The organism is Microbulbifer hydrolyticus (assembly GCF_009931115.1).
In the GTDB taxonomy this organism is placed as follows: Bacteria; Pseudomonadota; Gammaproteobacteria; order Pseudomonadales; family Cellvibrionaceae; genus Microbulbifer; species Microbulbifer hydrolyticus.
Genome location: NZ_CP047491.1, coordinates 189,007 through 206,523 on the forward strand (window position 1 = coordinate 189,007; position 17,517 = coordinate 206,523).

Genomic DNA, 17,517 nt, shown 5'->3' on the forward strand with positions numbered 1-17,517 from the left:
ACTCATGATCCCAGGGCGATGAGGAGAGTGGCGACGACTATTGTCTGTCATGTTAATCTTTTGTGTGTGCTGGATATTGCCGTGGGCGATGCCATTTCCGAACTGCTGCACCGACTGCTCGGCAGCGGCCAACGCAAAGCCGGTGTTGCCTGATGGTTTCCCGTCAGCGGTAAGAATCCCGCCTGCACTGTGAACAAAGGAATAATAAAAATGACAGATAATATTTACCAGGCTCCCGAGGCCGTTCTGGAGCGCGAAGAGGAAACGGTTGAGCAGGAATTTTACGTAGTATCCGGCACCAAATTCCTGGTGTTGATGATCGGCACCTTTGGATTGTACGAGGTCTACTGGTTTTACCGGCACTGGAAAAACTATAGCGTCTGCCACAATGAAAGTATGTGGCCAGTCATGCGCGCAATTTTCTCGGTGTTCTTTGCGCACTCCCTCAGCAGCAGAATCGACGCAAGCTTGAAGGCCGCCGACAAACAGTATCGATGGTCGCCAAAATTACTGGCAACCGTCTTCGTGGTATTCACGGTGGTAGGGCAGATTGCTGATCGAATTTCCGGCTCGACGAGTGAGCTTTCCGCGGTAGATCTGGTGTCGTTGGGTGCATTCCCCGCTATCGTCTGGTGCCTTTACCGTATTCAGGTGGCCGCAAACATCGCTTGCGACGATCCGCAGGCGGACAGTAATACCACGTTTACGCCGGCGAATTATGCCTGGCTGGCTCTGGGTGTGGCGATTTGGGGGTTGATCATTTTTGGCTTTTACGCCGCCTACTCCGGAGTGGTTTAGGTATCGATAAACTTAGACTCAGAAGACAGTTAGTTAACCAGAAATAATGTCGTAGCTGCTGTCGATCGGGCGCACAATGGCTCTATCCCCTTGCTGGGCAGGCTGCTTATGTGAAGGCGACGTGGATTGCACAAAGATTTGTACAGGGGGATATCGCCTAGAGTGAAGCGAAAAATATCTTCGATAATATCGGTAATTATTCTTTTTAGTGTTGCAGTAAGCGGCTGCACTTTTACTATTTACGAGAAATCCATTTCTTCAGTTTCAATGGATAGATTGGAGAGCGTCATTGGAGAGGATATGGATTTCCCATTGTTTTCTCACGTCGCTGGTGAAGATTTTATCGTTGTGTCCATAGTTTCAGATGCTGATCTGATTGCTCAGGATGAGCGTCAAAACCATGTTAGTGCATCTGCATATTTCTGCGATGAAGGTAGCGAAAAATCACAAGTTGGAGCCTCGGGCGTATACTGGAGCGGCCAGAGTGTATCTGGCTTGCATTCACTAAGACATCATAGTGAATCGAATGTTAAGGAAGACTTGCCAAAGGTCTATAAAATTGTAATTTTCTCGAAGTGGGATGCGGAGTTTGCCGCTGCGAAGGGGGCGAATAATGATTTTTATCCGGAGTTTGATTTCTACAGTTCCCCAAGAGATGTCTGCCTGAGAATTCAGTACGCCGATATGGTTCGTGTGGTTGAGTCGAATGAATTAACGATTACACGGGATAAAATAAGTAAGCTCCTTTTATGAATAGCTATTATCGCGTGCTAATTTTTTCGATTACTGCTCTTCTAATCTTTTATTTTCGAGTCCTAGATTTTGCTTTTCAGAAAGATGAGCTTATTTGGGAGTTTTCATGGAAAAATGATAAAAGTCACCAAGTTGCTTTCCTTTTGAAGTTCGGAGCTTCACCGACTAATAAGATCAAGGGTTGGAATGCGATAGAAAATTCAATTTATAGTGACTCCGATAAAAATTTTTCTATTCTTTTGGATGCGGTTGGTGAGCAGGTGCGAGGGAAGTATATAGTTTTGGGCTGTCGTGAAGGTGGAGAGCGCGTTCAGCGTATGTTAAGCGATGAATGCTCGAAGAGAAATAAAGTTGATTAAACTAGCTAGAGTTTAGCAGAGCAAAAAGGTATCAATGGGGTCAGGGCAGCGATCGATGGCGATCGATGGGGGCAGAGTCATGGATTTGTTCGTGTCCACAGGCTAGTTTTCCAGCATTGAGTTTCATGGAGGAGACCTATGGCCCGCTTACCCCGTCTTTAAGAAAATTGGTTTACGTTGCGAAGTGGCGGGCAAAAGAGGTGGCGCGTATCAGCCACGGATGCTGTGACATCAACGCTCACCGAGTGCTTCACAACAGGCACAAAAAACGGGCCATCGAGGCCCGTTTTTTTGTGCTTTGAAGAATTACTTCTTCGCGCGCTTGCGCATATTTTCCTGCAGGATTTTTTTGCGAATCCGGATGCTTTCCGGAGTCACTTCCACCAGCTCATCGTCTTCGATAAATTCCAGCGCCTGCTCCAGGGTGTGACGGATGGGCGGTGACAGGGTCAGCGCATCGTCGGTGCCGGAGGCGCGCACGTTGGTGAGCTGCTTGGCCTTGGTGGGGTTGACCACCAGGTCGTTGCCGCGGGAATGAATGCCGATCACCTGGCCTTCGTAAACCTCTTCACCGTGGCCCAGGAACAGACGGCCGCGGTCCTGCAGTGCGAACAGGCCGTAGGCCAGGGTTTTGCCCTTGGTCATGGAGACCAGTACACCGTTGATACGCTTGGCCACATCGCCCTGCTTCACCGGACCGTAGTGGTCGAAGATGCTGGTCATGATGCCGGAGCCGCTGGTAATGGTCAGGAACTGGGAGCGGAAACCGATCATGCCGCGGGACGGCACGATAAAGGTCAGGCGCACACGGCCCTTGCCGTCCGGTTCCATGTTGGTCAGGTCCGCTTTGCGCAGGCCCAGCTCTTCCATGATCGGACCCTGGTGCTGCTCTTCGACGTCGATCACTACCTGCTCGTAGGGCTCGTGGATCTCGCCGTCGACTTCTTTCTGCACCACTTCGGGGCGGGATACACCCAGCTCGAAGCCTTCGCGGCGCATGGATTCGATCAGTACCGACAGGTGCAGTTCACCGCGGCCGGATACCTTGAACTTGTCCGGAGAGTCGCCCTGCTCTACACGCAGCGCCACGTTGTGGATCAGCTCCTGGTCCAGGCGGTCCTTGATATTGCGCGAGGTGACGTACTTGCCCTCTTTACCAGCGAACGGAGAGTCGTTCACCTGGAACGTCATGCTCACGGTGGGCTCGTCCACGCTCAGGGCCGGCAGTGCTTCCGGGTGGTCAGGGTCGCACAGGGTGTCGGAGATGTTCAGCTCGCCTACACCGGTGATGCACACGATGTCGCCGGCACTGGCCTGTTCCACTTCCACGCGCTCCAGTCCCAGGTAACCCATTACCTGCAGAATCTTGGCTTTGCGCTTGTTGCCATCGCGGTCGAGGATAACCACCTGCTGGTTGGGCTTGAGGGTGCCGCGCTTGATGCGGCCAACGCCGATTACGCCCACATAGCTGTTGTAGTCCAGTGCGGAAACCTGCATCTGGAAAGGACCGTCCATGTCGACCTTGGGCGGCTCAACCTTGTCGACGATCATCTGGAACAGCGGGGTCATGTCGTCGGCCATATCGGTTTCATCGAGACCGGCGAAGCCGTTCAGTGCCGAGGCGTAGATGACCGGGAAGTCCAGCTGCTCGTCGGTAGCGCCGAGGCTGTCGAACAGGTCGAATACCTGGTCCATTACCCAATCCGGGCGCGCACCCGGGCGGTCGATCTTGTTGATCACCACAATCGGGTTCAGGCCCTGTTCGAATGCCTTCTGGGTTACGAAGCGGGTCTGCGGCATGGGGCCATCCACCGCGTCGACCAGCAGCAGTACCGAGTCCACCATGGACAGCACTCGCTCTACCTCGCCACCGAAGTCGGCGTGCCCGGGGGTGTCCACAATATTGATTCGGTAGTCGTTCCAGCGGATGGCGGTGTTCTTGGCGAGGATGGTAATACCGCGCTCTTTCTCCTGGTCGTTGGAGTCCATCACCCGCTCGGAGTCGGCGCTGCGGCGGTCCAGGGTGCCTGACTGCTGAAGGAGCTTGTCTACCAGGGTGGTTTTACCGTGGTCAACGTGGGCGATGATCGCAATATTGCGCAGATTGTTTATCACAAGGGGCCTCTAGGGGGTAAAGCGCGAAAACGTGCAAAACGTGCAGGTCGCAGAAATTCAATGCGGGCGGGGGCTGCGGGGTTGATGCAGCGGCTATCCGGCCGAGGGCGGCGATTATAGAGGGGTGCCGTGACAATTGGGAGATATTTTGCACAAAAAACCGTCAATTCATCAGTTTTTTTGTGCTGGAACCCCGCTGGCACCGTGTCGGCAGGGGTAAACGTGGCCGACGGGCGTTGCGCGACAAGATTTCAGTCATCGGGGTTTTCGGGGAATCGTGTTCTGCGCTTCGCGTAAAAGCGTGTTTTGGCAACAAATTGTTACATTTGGGGGCGATCTGGCCAGAGGGTCACGAAGTACAGTCGGGCATTAGTCAGCTCAGTCTGATGATGAGAATAACCGCAAGGCATAGCCAGATGTACGCCGGCCAATACAAGCAGTATTTAAATGTGTAGCGCAGAAGTAACAGAGCAACCCCCGCAGGAAAAAGCCGCACAGCCAACGAAATCAACCGCCAACCATCAGAGCGAATCGACACTGGTCGAGATACACAAGTCGTACTCCGAAGGCCTCGCACAGTGGATGCAACAGCATCAGCTATCTCTTGCCTTTACCTGATACGATACCGGCCGCCTGTTCATGGTGGGCGCCGAAACCGGCGACAGGCTTTGCTTTGACGAACGCAGCGTGCGGCGGGTCAGCGCGGTCGCGGGCAACCGCAAGCGTCTTTATCTGGGTGGGCATTACCAGCTGTGCCGTTTTGAAAACGTGCTGCAGCCGGATCAGGTGGCGAATAAAATTTACGATGCCTGCTATGTCGCACGCAACGCCCAGTTCACCGGTGAATTGGGCATCCACGACCTGGGCGTCAAACAAGGCGGCAAGCTCGTATTCGTCAACACCGCCTACAACTGCCTGGCCGAACCCAGCGTGACCCACAGCTTCCGTGCGATCTGGAAGCCCGATTTTATCAGCGCGCTTGTGCGGGAGGATCGCTGCCATCTGAGTGGGGTGGCGATGGTGAACGGCAGGCCCAAATACGTTACCGCGGCGAGCAAGTCCGACAGCGATGGCGGCTGGCGCGAGCATCGCGACAACGGCGGTATCATCATCGATGTGGAAACCAATGAAATCGTATGCGAAGGGCTGTCCCTGCCGAATTCACCGCGTTGGCACAATGGCAGGCTTTGGGTGCTCAACAGCGGCACTGGCGATCTCGGCTATGTGGATTTCGAGTCCAGGCGCTTTGTTGCGCACACCTTTTGCCCGGGCTTTATGCGCGGTCTGGCAATCCATGGCGATTATGCGATTGTCGGCCTGTCACGCCCCCGCGATGGGCGCTTCGAAGGGCTGGCGCTGGACCAGAATCTGGCCGACAGGGACTGTGAAGTCTGGTGCGGAATCCAGTTTATCAACCTTGGCAATGGCAACGTCGAACACTGGATTCGTCTCGACGGTGCGGTCACCGAGCTGTTCGGCCTGACTGCGTTGCCGGGGGTGCGCTGTCCGATGGGGGTTAGCCAGCAGGGCAGCGCGAGCCGGGCCATGATTACTTTTGAAGACAAGTCTGGAGATGGTCCCCAACGGCAGTGCGAGTAAACAACCATCGGCCACACGTATGGTTAATCGAGGGCGGTAGCGAGCAAAATAGTTCTGACCGTGGGGCCAATAGTAGGCCCGTCTCCCCTGGCGCGCTAACAGTGGAATAATGTACTGCGCGGCTTGGTTGCTCGAAAACTGGTCACAAATTGTTACATTCGCAACCCTATACTGGGGCTCGCGGCACGTTACAGTGCTGGAGTGCCAGCTTTGCCTGGCCTACAGAATAACGATTTGGGCCGTTACCGGCCCTGCTCCAGCGCGAGAATAGGTGGTACTGACAATGAGCAATGAAGCAACCGAGAAAAATCAGCACGAAGGCAATGAGCCAGCGGCAGAGGCATCCGGGCAGTCGACCGAGGCTTCCTCTGAGCAAGTGACGGAGCCCACTGCTGGCGAACAGCAAAAGCCCAAGCAGGAGCCTGTGCGCAAGTCCTGCTCCTCGGGCCTGTCGAGCTGGATGCATCAGAACCAGCTGTCCATTGCGTTCACTTCCTATCAGTCCGGCCGTGTCTACATGGTCGGCGCCGAGCCCGGCGGCAAGCTGTCCTTCCACGAGCGCATTTTCCAGCGCGCCATGGGTATTGTGGGCAACCGCAAGCGCATTTATATGGGCGGCCTTTACCAGGTGTGGCGTTTTGAGAACGTGCTGCAGCCCGGCCAGGTCGCCAACAAGATCTTCGACGCTTGCTACGTGCCGCGCAACGCGCAGTTTACCGGCGAGGTGGATATCCACGAACTGGGCATCCAGAAAGACGGCAAGATCATTTTCGTCAACACCAAGTACAACTGCCTGGCGGAGCCGAGCCTGACCCACAGCTTCCGCGTGATCTGGAAGCCGGAGTTCATCAGCAAGATCGTGCCGGAAGACCGCTGCCACCTGAACGGACTGGCAATGGTCGACGGCAAGCCGAAATACGTGACCGCGGTGTGCAAGTCCGACACCATCGACGGCTGGCGCGAGCGCCGCGACAACGGCGGTATCGTGATCGACGTCGAGACCAATAAAATCGTCTGCGAAGGCCTGTCCATGCCGCACTCTCCGCGCTGGGTGGACGGCAAGCTGTGGGTATTGAATAGCGGTACCGGTTACCTGGGCACCGTGGATTTCGAGAACAAGAAATTTGTACCGCACACCTTCTGCCCCGGCTTCATGCGCGGCCTCGCCATCCACGGCGATTACGCCATCGTCGGCCTGTCCAAACCGCGCTACGAGCGCTTCGAAGGCCTTGAGCTGGACAAAAACCTGGCCGACAAGGACTCCGAAGCCTGGTGTGGGGTGCAGTTTATCAACCTGAAGAACGGCAATGTGGAACACTGGATCCGCCTCGACGGGCCGGTCTCCGAGCTGTTCGATCTCACCGTGCTGCCGGGTGTGCGCTGCCCGATGGGTATCGGCCAGCAGAGCAAGGAAAACCTAACCATGGTGACCTTTGAGGACGCCACCGGGACCAGTGCCGGAGCCAGTGACGCGGCCTGATTGCGATGCACGGAAACTATCACAAAGTAGCCGAATACAATGGCTACGAGTTACTCGATGTCTATCGCAAGCTGGAGCCGACCGATCTCGATGAGGTCGTGCGGTTCTGGCGCCTCAACGACGCTCTGCCAGAGGGGCTGTCGGATGAGGAGGCGCGTCAACGCACCGGGCAGGTGGCAGTGGCCGTGGTCCGCGAGGGTGAAATCGCTGCGCTGACCTCGGTCTACGTCGCGAAAGCGCCGCGCGATGGCCAGCCTTACTACTTTTATCGCAAGTTTGTTCAGCCGGAGCACCGCATCTACCTGATGTGGCGCGAGATGCTGGCGCAGACCTACGAAATACTGAAGGCGTGGAAGCCGCTGCACCTGCCGCGCAAGCCGCTGGGTGTGATCGTGGTGCCGGAGAACCGCAAGCTGACGCGCAAGAGCGTATTGCGGGCCGGCAACAAGATCGGTTTTTTCACCGTCGGTTACCTGCCCAATGGCGACCCGGTATACGGGCGCAAGTTTGATGAATCAGTAACAAGTAACCTCGCCGCGCCCCAGCAGAATCAGGCTGCGGCGGTGTCACCGAGATCTGGGAATCAGTAATGCAACCAATCCTCCAGGGTCAAAACCGGCAATCGCCGGCGGAAGGGCCGACGATCAGTCTGTGTAATACCTGCTACGAGGAAATTCCGGCAGAGATACGTATCAATGACAGCGGTGTTCACCTGCACAAAACCTGCCCGCAACATGGGCCGCAGGATATCCGTATCGAGTCAGATGCCGATTTCTATCGGCGCAGCCTTGTCTCGGGACCGGGGCAGGACTACTGGTATCAGGTGATCGGGACGACTGCGCTGGAAGTTACCGAGCGCTGCAATGTGTCCTGCCCGAGTTGCTATGCGCTGCCGGAAAATGGCGCCCAGGATCCGTCGATTGAAGAGCTGGTGGCAATTGCCAAGCAGTCGGTGTCGGAAAAAAGCAAAACGCTGATCCTGATGGGGTCGGAGCCGACCATGCGCCGCGACCTGCCGGAGCTGATCCAGGCTCTGCAAAAGGAGACCGGCAAGCCTGTATCCATGTACACCAACGGTATTCGGCTCGCCAGCGAAAAGTACTGTGACGAGGTGCTGCCGCACCTCTACTCGATCGCGTTTTCCCTGCATATGCGCGACTACCTGCCGCAGCCAATCCTGTTCGAGAAAAAGCTCAAGGCACTGAAAAATGTTGTTGAGCGCCGGGTCCGGGTGAACCACATCAGCTTTTCCCTGCGCGACCTGGATGACCTCGATGAAGTGTGGGAGCACTGCAAGGAATTCTGGGGCGTGCCGCACCACTTCCGTATCCGCACGCCGTCCCGGGTGGGGCGCTGTGATGATGAGCCTTTCTTCCTGTCCGATCTGCTGAAGGCGTTTGTGCGCAAGGCCAACAGCGAAGGTAAAAAAGTCGTCTGGTACCCGGCTGACAACAATCCCTATCACGTGATGGTGAGGGTGGGTGAGCAGTTTTTCCGGTTGATTCACTTCCCCGGTGTCGAGGAGGCCAACCTCTCCCACCTGCAGTCACCGCCTTACGCACTGTTTATGCCCGAACTGGGTGAGACCAACCTGGTGCACCAGTTCATCATGCAGGAGAAGGACAAGAAGGCGCGTACACCGATGCGGGCGGTCGAGCGGATGCCCACATCTCAGATCGACGGTATGGAGTTGATCCAGGCGGTTTCGGTTTAACCCGTGCCCGTTGCCATGGGCCCGCCGGCATGTTGCGGGCTCAGCTCCCCCGGGGCCGGTTAGGCCAGGTGAGTGTGGCGCGGGTGCCACCGAGATTTGCCGAGCGGTCCATGGCCAATTCACCATCGTGCCACATCACTACTTTCTTCACGATATACAGGCCCAGGCCATAGCCCTGCTCGTCCGTGGCGGCGCGGGTGAATGCATCGGTCAGCTCGACGGCATCGCCGGCCAGGCCCGGGCCGTTATCCTCCACAGACAGTGAGCAGAAGTCGTCGTCGACTTCGAAACGGATATCGACCCGATCGCGGGCATATTTGCCGGCGTTGACCACCAGATTCTGCACCGCAATGGCCATTGAATCCGGTTCGAACCAGGGCATGTCGTCGGGGAAGTAATAGCCGATTTCCAGCGCAGGACACTGCTCCTCGAGAGTGGAGCCGAGGTCGCCAAAAAAGGTCTCAAGTGAAACCTGCTTGGGAACAATAAACTCCTCGTGAATTTCCATTCGGGCGAAGCTCAGGAATTTGTCCACCAGCTGCTCGATATCGCGGGTGGCCCGATTGATCACGCGGCGGCTTTCGTCGCCGCTTCCACTTTTGCTCTCCTCGCTACTGTGGTCCAGCGCCAGCTGGAACTTGATGCGGGCCAGTGGCATGCGGATTTCGTGGGCAATGGTCCGCGCCAAATCCTGGTTCATCTGGAAGTAGCCGGTGACGATATTCGCCATACGCCGGAACGTCTCGGCAAGTGGGTAAATGGGCGAGCGTCGACCAACTTCCCGCGGTACGGTATAGGGTTTTCGGCTGAATTGAATGGCCTGCTTCTGCAGCCAGTGCAGGTCCCGGAACATGGGCCAGGTAAGTGCGAGTAGCACCAGCAACATGGCGCCGATAAAGAACAGTCGCCATTGGGTGACGCTCTCCGCGGGCTGGTCCGGGAATGGACCGATCTCGAGAACGTTGTCGCCGCTCAACTGGTAGAACAAAATCTCGTCGTCATTGTTATTTAGGCCGACGATTTCACCGGATTCCAGCCGTCGCTGCAGCGGGTCCGGAAAGTGCATTGCGCTGGCGGGGAAGCTCTGCGCCAGCGGCCGGTCGCCCTGTTGCAGGGATTTGGCCAGCTGTGCGGCGCTGATGGAATACTCCATCGGCCCCCGGGTGTGGAGGCTGTAAAGGCTGGTAATGGCCGAGTAAACCACCACCAGGGCCAGTGCGATCACACCGACCAGGCGAAGCATTTGCAGGCGCATTACTAAGTACCGCTGACCGTATTCAGAGAATAGCCGCGTCCGCGAATTGAGCGGATGATGACCCCGTCTGGAATGGCCGCGAGCTTTTTGCGTAGCCGACTCACGCGCATATCGACGACCCGGTCGAGGCCATCGAATTCGCGCCCGATCGCGCGCCGGAATAGATATTCCCGGCTGAGTAATTGTGTCGGCTGATCGGCAAAAATCATCAGCAGGTCAAACTCGTTGCTGGTCAGTGGCAGGGGGGTTCCGTTGACTCTGGCTTCGCGGCTGTCGGTATCCACAGACAGTGGGCCAAAGTTGAGACTGGATGTCGCCGAACTGGGCCGGTGTATGTGGCGCAGGTTGGCCTCAATCTTCGCCCACAGCAGCTCAGGATCCACCGGCTTGACCAGGTAATCGCAGGCTCCCAGCTCCAGTCCGCAGACCTGATCCTCGATCGAGCTCAGCGCACTCATAAAAATCAACGGGCAGCCGAGCTGGTGCTTGTGCTGCTGCAGCAACTGGAAGCCGCTCGCGTCCGGCAGCACCACGTCGGCCAGGATAAGATCGAAATGCCGGTGGTGCATGGCCATAGTGAACGCCTTGCCATCCGCCGCATGGGTAACGGTACAGTTGCGTTCGCTGAGAAAGCGGACAATCAGCGATGCCAGCTGTTCATCGTCCTCCAGCAGTAAGATGTTATAGCCCGTGCTTGTGTTTGTTGCGCTCACAGCAGCCCCCAGCCATAGCGGCGACGATGGCGTTTGGGCTCGTAGTGCCCGACTTTCAGCGTAGCCGAAGCAACTTCCTCTCCACTTTCGCCCTCAGTGACCTGAAAGATCAGATCCTTTTCCGAGGTAATGAACACTTCCAGCTCTTCTTTTGTACCACTCCAGAAGCAGCGCACCAGGCCCTTGCCCAGGATGGTGAGGCAATAGTGGGAGACTTCATCCGCATCAAATGCTACCCGCACCGACAGGCTGCAGGTTTGCTGTTCCTCACCGACTGCACACAGCGAGGGGGTCAGGTTCAGGTCTGCTGTATGCGCGGAAAAGGGCAGGCTGACGAACATCAGCAACGAGAGAAACTTGATCATCGGTCACTCCCAAATCGGTACTGGAAGCCGGCAAACCAGCTCATCGTCTCGCTCTTGCCGAGCACCATTGGGTTCCTTCCCTCCTCGTCGAATAGCTGGTAGCGGGCGCCGAGCCGGAACTCCACGTTCCGGGTCAACGGGTAGGAAAAGTGCAGGCGGCCGTAGGTGTCCACCACATCCTCCGGAGGGCTCTGTCGCGCGAAGCTGCGCGCCATCATGCCGCCCTCCGCCTCGGTGACGTGGTAGTAGTAGCCGATCAGGTCGGCGTCCTTCTTGATGGCGCCCAGGCTGAGCCCGAGCTTGCCACCAAACAGCGGATACACCTTGTCGAGACTCAGGTGAGTCTCACTGCCGTAGTGAACTGCGGTGACGTCGTGAAAGGAGGCGAGGGACAGGTCCGCATACTTGCCCACCAGAGTCACGCTCGGTCCGGCCATCAGGGAGATATCCCGCTCTATCGGCTCGAGTTGCGGCCCAAAACCGCCGGCGCTGCCGAGGGCAAACGACAGCGAACCCATAGTCATTTCACTGTCATCCAGGTGGTAGTAAAGCCCGTCCTCGTTAGGGCGCGCCACCAGGTCGACGTAGAAGTTGCGCTCTTCCAGCAGGCTGTAGCCGACGGCAAGGTTGCTTATAAAGAAGCGGTCGCCGTAGTAGCTGAATGAGGGGAGGAAATTGGTCTCGCCATCTGCCCGTCCGGCGAGGGGGTTCTCCAGCACACCGTGACCGGCTGCCAGGCTCAATTCCCATTCAGGCGCGGCACGGTCACTGGCCAGTGACAATGCCGGGCCAGCGCAGAGTAGCAGGGCTAACAAAGATGTTCTGTGCATATCAACTCGACGAAAAGCACCGTTTTTATTGAGCCTGATGGCTTTATAGGGGGCAGTTTTTAACATGGCGGGAGAATCCCCTCTACGGGATTGGGTAAAAAACGAACAAATTGTTACAAAACTTGACCTTGCAGACGGATCTTCGGTCAGGCGGGGGAGGGGCAGAGATTAATATTGTGCATCTCGGGCTGAGGCGGTCCCCATAATGGTGCAGGCGGTTTGCGCTGTTACACGGTGACTTTTGTGTCACAGCGAACATTACAAACTGTTACAGGAAAGCCTTGGCGAGCTTGCGTGTTGGCGTGTTTTTATCCAGTTCTGGACATTTTTTATAACCAGCGATTGAGCGCGACAACTATTCTCTCGGGGGAGAAAAATCTATGGCCGCGAATAATAAAGGCTTTCCCAGCAATCCGAGCCAGTTGACCTCTGCGGTCCGCAAGGCTCTGTTTACTTCTGCCACCGTGACCGCCATTGCGGTTGGTGCTCCCGGTTACAACGCCTATGCCCAGCAGGTGGGCGCGTGTGATCCTATTTCCACCGAATTCAGCAGCGGCACCGTGCAGTGCAGCGGTATCTTTGATGAGACCATCAACTATCAGGTCAAGGACTACACCGCAGTCAGCGGTGAAGTGACCGCCGGCGATATTACCGTCGTTGTTGCCGAGGGCAGCACCGCGACCGGCATCGAGGTAAGTGCAGCTCCGGCCGACGGCGAAACTGTTGCCGGGGGCTCCGTCACCATCGAGAACCACGGTGACCTCACCCAGGGCGCCGGCGCAGAGCTGACGATCCCGGAAGAAAACATTATCAGTTTCGGTGACGAATACGGCCTGCGCCGGTCCGGCGAGGGTAACTACAGCGGTTACACCTATACCGGTTCCGTTGCGCTGGATGCCGATGGCAACCCGGTTGGCGATGCCAACACCTTTGCCGAAGGCGTAGTGCCGGGTGATCTGGCCACTTACCTCGGGGTCGACCAGTCCGTGCTTGAAGGGAAGCCTCTGCAGGATAACGGCGGCCCTATTGAAGACCTGACCGTGGTGATCGCCGACCGGGGCGAATTGCAGTTCGACGACATCGCGGCGATCAGTGCGGAGACGGATGCTGGTTCCATCGATATCGTCAATACCGGTGCTATCAACATGGGCAGCGGCCTGAAGGTCGAGTACCACACTCGCTACAGCATCACCGATGTGAAACCCAACCCGATTGATGTGGATACCGATGGCGACGGAGTCAACGACCTTCGCCTCTACGCCGATGCCAAGCAGGTGTTCCTGCCGAATGAGAGTCGCGGTGGCACTCGTTACCGTTTCGAGACTTCGGCCAGTGTGGTCGGTATCGATGCGCTGAGCGTCGACGGTGATATCCGCGTCGAGAATGCGGGTGCAATCAATGCTGGCGATATCGCCTACGGCGTTCGCAGCCACACCGACTCCGGCGATATCACCATCAACAACACCGGTGACATCAACGTGGGCGCCGATTCCGCGGGTATCGCCGCGAGCACAGCCGCCAATGCCGAGCTGGCTATGCAGTATGGTTACAACGTGGACAACGGCGTTTCCTACCGGCCGACCAGTGGCGCCCCGGGTACCAGTAAATACAAAGCCCCCGCGTACTATCACAACAGCACAGATTATGTAGGCAAGATTTATAACGCCGACGGCGGTGACAGCATCATCAAGATTGCCAATGCCGGCGATATCACTGTCGGTGCCGGCAGTATCGGTATCAGCGCCGAGAACCCCTCCGGTGATGAGATTATCATCAGCAACAGCGGCGACATCACCGTAGGTTCCGGTGAGGGTGGTGCAGGCATAAGCGCCGACTCCAGGGCCGGATTCACAACCCAGTACACAGTCACTTATGCCCAGACTCCGGGTTGTGGTGGCTTTTTCGGTCCGGTCTGCGAGCCGCTCCCTTACGAAACCTATGTGGCCCCGGGTGAGGGCGTTGAGGCGGGCGATGCCTGGTATTCCACTGACCTGAACGGTGACGGCATCGACACGCCGACCAAGCACTACTACAACACCACCGTCAAGGAAGGTCGCGGTTACGTTGCGGACATGGGTGACATCACCATCGTCAACAGCGGCACCATCGATATCTCCGCAGCCACCGACGCGGCAGGTATTTACGCGGCGACCATGGGGCGCACCGCCATCGAAAACAGCGGTCAGATTCTGGTAGGCGACGACGGCGCCGGTATCTCCACTATCGGTGCGGGTGAGACCCTGGTCCTCAACAGTGGCGATATCCAGCTGCAGGGCACCGGCAGCCAGGGTATCAGTGCAAGCGCTTACGTTTACCATCGGCTGCTGGGCAATGAAAGCCTAGCCAATGAGCAAATTTACGGCGGATTCAGCAACGAAGATGTGAATGCTGCCTATGCGGGCTTCGGCGGTTCGGTGACCGTGTATAACTCCGGCACCATCAGCAGCGATACCGTGGTAACCGACGTGGTTCCATACAATGAGGCTGGGGCATTCCTCGACAATCCTAACTCCCTGCGCAACACCGGCATCAGCGTTATGGCCACCGGCAGTAATCTGAAGGGCACCGACATCGGTTTCGCCATGTACGGCCAAGAGTCTATCGATGCCTGGAATGCGTCCGGGGATGCCTCATTGAGCTTCCGTGAGGAAATCGAGTTTTTCGATACCACGGTAGTCAACAATGGTGACATCGATCTGGGCGACCTGTCCGAAGGCATCCGCGTCGGCGCCACCTACGGTGACGTGACCGTCATCAACAGTGGCTCCGTATCTGTGGGTAATGGTTTTATCGGTGAGGCTGCTGGCTCCTACGCACCATTCCGTGCCTATTCCCGTGCGATTGCCGCCGATGCCGGTGGTGATAACTGGTCCAACAACACCGTGATCAACACCGGCGAGGGTGTGGTTGTGGCCGGCGATATCGCCAAGGGACTGGTGGCTGAGGCGCAACACGGTGACGCCATCGTGCTGAACGACGGCAGCGTTACAGTGGGCAGCGGTGCGACCATCAAGGCCGGAGACACCCGTGATACCGACTGGAGCGTACTGTCCACTGGTATCAGCGCGACGACACTGCTCGGTGTGGACAGCTACGCCGCTGCCATTAACAACGGCAGCGTGACCAGCGGCGACAAATCCTTCGGTATGCTGGTAAGCAACAGTACCGGCCCTGGCCTTTTCACCACCGCGTTTGATCACAACTACACTGCCCTGGCGCTCAATGCCGGCGTGATTACCAGTGGTGACAACAGTGCCGGTATCGCTATCTCCGGCGCCTCCAACTTTGCGCAGAATACCGGCGATATCACCATTGGCAGTGGCCAGCTTTACTCCGGCACCTACACCAATGACTCCGCGGGGATGATGAACCTCGGCGGTATCCAGGCGAACCTGTACTCGGTACTGGTGAACGATGGCAGCATTACCACCGGCGACATGACCTCCGGTATCGACGCCAGCGGTTTCGCGCTGTCCGTGGCCGCCCAGGGGCAGAATGGCGAGATCGTGACCGGTGACGATACCTACGGTATGCGCTCCATCGGCTACATCCAGGGTATTACCCAGAATGCCGGCTCCATCCAGACCGGTGACAACAGCACCGGTATGCGCACCTACGCGATCAATGCCCAGAGCATCAACACCGGTGACATCGAAGTGGGTGACGACTCCACCGCGATCAGCGTCGTGGGCGCCGCCACTTACGTAATCAACAACGGTGACATTCGTACCGGCGACAACAGCACCGGCATTAATGTCTACAGCGTGGGCGTACCCGCGGTTGTTGTTAACCGCGGCAATATCACTACCGGTACTGGCGGTGTAGCCCTCAATGTCATCGGCGCGGACTACCTGGACGTGGAAACCGGCCAGGTGACCCCGAACCTGATCTTCAACAGTGGCAACATCACCGGTTCCATCATCACCGGTGACAGCGACGACCTGCTGCGCAACGGCTTCCGTTACGACAACAACGGTTACATTGCCGGCGTTGGCAAGATCACCCTGAACGATGCCACCATCGATATGGGTGCTGGCCGCAATACCTTCATCAACGAAGCGGGCGATATCGTCTTCTCCGGCGATAGCTCGATCGAGTTGGGTGACCAGGGTTCCATGGTCAACTACTCCGGTGGTGCCAACTACGTCACCATTTCCAGCATGGACGACCAGGTGGGCGACAGCCTGACCATCAACGGTGATGTCACCTTCGCCAACATCCAGAGCGCCGGCAGTCTGTTCCTGGTCGACGTAAGCTCCACGGCAAGCGACAGCATTACCATCAACGGTGACCTGAACGCGGTGGATATCGTGAATCAGGCGGGTGACACCCAGACCACGGGCCTGCGCGTCGCCATGAACGTTACCGATCAGGGCAAGGGTGCACACACCACTGATGCCATCCTGACCGTGAATGGCAACCAGGACGTGGAAAATGTATCCCTGGCAGGGCTGGGCGGCGACTTTGCCGACACCATCCTGAGTGCCGAGATGCAGCAGGACGGCAGTGGTAACTGGGTAATCGCCTACACCGCCGGCCTGTCTGACCTGGGCACAGCGGCGAGCTCCGTCTCCCATCTGGCCGAGAGCTTCTGGATGCGTTCCGCCTCTGCGTTCTTCGATGGCGAGCGCGCCGGCAATATCGGCGAGAGCAGTCGCACCCAGGGCCTGCAAGCCTGGTCCACCATGTTCCATACCGACAGCGATATGGCGAGCCGCGGTGACGTGGCCGGTCAAGACCTGGCCTACACCCAGCTGCTCAGCAACCAGATGGCTGGTGCCACCTACAACACCAAGCTGGGCGGTAGCTGGCTTTCCATCAGCCCGATGGTCGGTAAAGGTACTGCGGATGGCAGCCAGCTGGCGCAGCAGTCCAGTGCGGCACTGGATACCGAAACCCTGGCCGTGAACGCCACCTTCAGCCTGAATAACTTCTACGCCAGCGCAATGATGCAGCAAGTCGATTTCGATGCGCGTGTCAGAGCCAGCAACTCCGCAGGCAGCACTTCCGGTACCGCGAAGGGCTTCAGCCTGGAAGGCGGCTGGACCTACCTGCTGGAGTCGGGCATTGCCATGACTTCCTTCGCGCAGTGGGACGACGTCAAGGTTCAAATGGATGGGTTCACTTCATCTGACGGCAACTACGACTACGCCTACGACCTCGGTAACAGCAAGCGCGCGCGTGCCGGCATGAGCCTGCGCAAGTCCTTCAAGCTCGCCGAAGGTTTCGCGTCCCCGTACGCGACGTTCAGCGCCACCAACACCAACAATGCCAATAACCACGACCTGTACTCCAACGGCGTGCGCTTTGGCAGTGATGTGGCCGGAACCAGCTATGGCATCGACTTCGGCGTTGATGGCAAATACAAGCTGTGGACCATCAAGAGCGGGCTCGGTGTGCACAGTGGTGACACCGACAAGAACGGCTTGAGCGGTCACTTTGCCATCTCTCGCAGCCTGTAAGTCGTTAAAGGTAATGGGGGCGCGCGGCGCCCCCTGTATCCGGTAAGTCAAAGAATTCGCATGGGCTTGCGCCC

Annotated in this window: 14 protein-coding genes; 9 read left to right on the forward strand and 5 right to left on the reverse strand. The window is 57.4% G+C overall.

Annotated features, from left to right (window positions below; all coding sequences use genetic code 11):
- Positions 1 to 27 precede the first annotated feature (27 nt).
- The 4 genes from GTQ55_RS18030 to GTQ55_RS00870 all read left to right on the forward strand — a co-directional run bounded on the left by GTQ55_RS18030 (position 28) and on the right by GTQ55_RS00870 (position 1,910).
- Positions 28 to 153, forward strand: a complete 126-nt coding sequence (locus GTQ55_RS18030; RefSeq protein ID WP_260182177.1) for a hypothetical protein — start codon at positions 28 to 30, stop codon at positions 151 to 153.
- Positions 154 to 210: 57 nt separating this feature from the next.
- Positions 211 to 798: a hypothetical protein gene (locus GTQ55_RS00860; RefSeq protein ID WP_161857011.1), complete on the forward strand. Its 588-nt coding sequence runs from the start codon at positions 211 to 213 to the stop codon at positions 796 to 798.
- 162 nt (positions 799 to 960) lie between these two features.
- On the forward strand, positions 961 to 1,551 hold the full coding sequence (locus tag GTQ55_RS00865; protein ID WP_161857012.1) for a hypothetical protein: 591 nt from the start codon (positions 961 to 963) through the stop codon (positions 1,549 to 1,551).
- On the forward strand, positions 1,548 to 1,910 hold the full coding sequence (locus GTQ55_RS00870) for a hypothetical protein (RefSeq protein WP_161857013.1): 363 nt from the start codon (positions 1,548 to 1,550) through the stop codon (positions 1,908 to 1,910). The genes GTQ55_RS00865 and GTQ55_RS00870 overlap by 4 nt, the downstream gene beginning before the upstream one ends.
- A gap of 306 nt (positions 1,911 to 2,216) precedes the next feature.
- On the opposite strand, the gene typA is transcribed toward GTQ55_RS00870, so the two are convergent.
- Positions 2,217 to 4,025, reverse strand: a complete 1,809-nt coding sequence (gene typA / locus GTQ55_RS00875) for a translational GTPase TypA (protein WP_161857014.1) — start codon at positions 4,023 to 4,025, stop codon at positions 2,217 to 2,219.
- Positions 4,026 to 4,664: 639 nt separating this feature from the next.
- Between typA and GTQ55_RS00880 the strand changes: the two genes are divergently transcribed.
- The 4 genes from GTQ55_RS00880 (at position 4,665) to GTQ55_RS00895 (ending at position 8,818) form a co-directional block, all read left to right on the forward strand.
- Positions 4,665 to 5,624: a TIGR03032 family protein gene (locus GTQ55_RS00880; protein WP_161857015.1), complete on the forward strand. Its 960-nt coding sequence runs from the start codon at positions 4,665 to 4,667 to the stop codon at positions 5,622 to 5,624.
- Between the two features lie 283 nt (positions 5,625 to 5,907).
- Complete coding sequence (locus tag GTQ55_RS00885) at positions 5,908 to 7,104, forward strand: TIGR03032 family protein (protein WP_237567759.1); 1,197 nt, start codon at positions 5,908 to 5,910, stop codon at positions 7,102 to 7,104.
- 5 nt (positions 7,105 to 7,109) lie between these two features.
- Entirely contained in the window at positions 7,110 to 7,694 is a 585-nt protein-coding gene (locus GTQ55_RS00890) for a DUF1707 domain-containing protein (protein WP_161857016.1), read from the forward strand.
- Complete coding sequence (locus tag GTQ55_RS00895) at positions 7,694 to 8,818, forward strand: radical SAM protein (protein ID WP_161857017.1); 1,125 nt, start codon at positions 7,694 to 7,696, stop codon at positions 8,816 to 8,818. Before GTQ55_RS00890 ends, GTQ55_RS00895 begins: the two co-directional genes overlap by 1 nt.
- Positions 8,819 to 8,858: 40 nt before the next feature.
- Here GTQ55_RS00895 and GTQ55_RS00900 read toward each other — a convergent pair whose 3' ends face one another.
- From GTQ55_RS00900 to GTQ55_RS00915, 4 genes are read right to left on the reverse strand one after another with little or no spacing between them, the layout of a single operon-like run.
- Entirely contained in the window at positions 8,859 to 10,073 is a 1,215-nt protein-coding gene (locus tag GTQ55_RS00900; RefSeq protein ID WP_161857018.1) for a sensor histidine kinase, read from the reverse strand.
- A gap of 2 nt (positions 10,074 to 10,075) precedes the next feature.
- Positions 10,076 to 10,786: a response regulator transcription factor gene (locus GTQ55_RS00905; protein WP_161857019.1), complete on the reverse strand. Its 711-nt coding sequence runs from the start codon at positions 10,784 to 10,786 to the stop codon at positions 10,076 to 10,078.
- Positions 10,783 to 11,151 carry a DUF3019 domain-containing protein gene (locus tag GTQ55_RS00910; RefSeq protein WP_161857020.1) on the reverse strand — a complete coding sequence of 123 codons (369 nt, stop codon included), beginning with the start codon at positions 11,149 to 11,151 and terminating at the stop codon, positions 10,783 to 10,785. The genes GTQ55_RS00905 and GTQ55_RS00910 overlap by 4 nt, the downstream gene beginning before the upstream one ends.
- Entirely contained in the window at positions 11,148 to 11,981 is an 834-nt protein-coding gene (locus GTQ55_RS00915) for a MipA/OmpV family protein (protein WP_161857021.1), read from the reverse strand. The genes GTQ55_RS00910 and GTQ55_RS00915 overlap by 4 nt, the downstream gene beginning before the upstream one ends.
- Before the next feature lie 380 nt (positions 11,982 to 12,361).
- On the opposite strand from GTQ55_RS00915, the gene GTQ55_RS00920 reads away from it, so the two are divergent.
- Positions 12,362 to 17,443, forward strand: a complete 5,082-nt coding sequence (locus tag GTQ55_RS00920) for a beta strand repeat-containing protein (protein WP_161857022.1) — start codon at positions 12,362 to 12,364, stop codon at positions 17,441 to 17,443.
- The last annotated feature ends 74 nt before the right edge of the window (positions 17,444 to 17,517 follow it).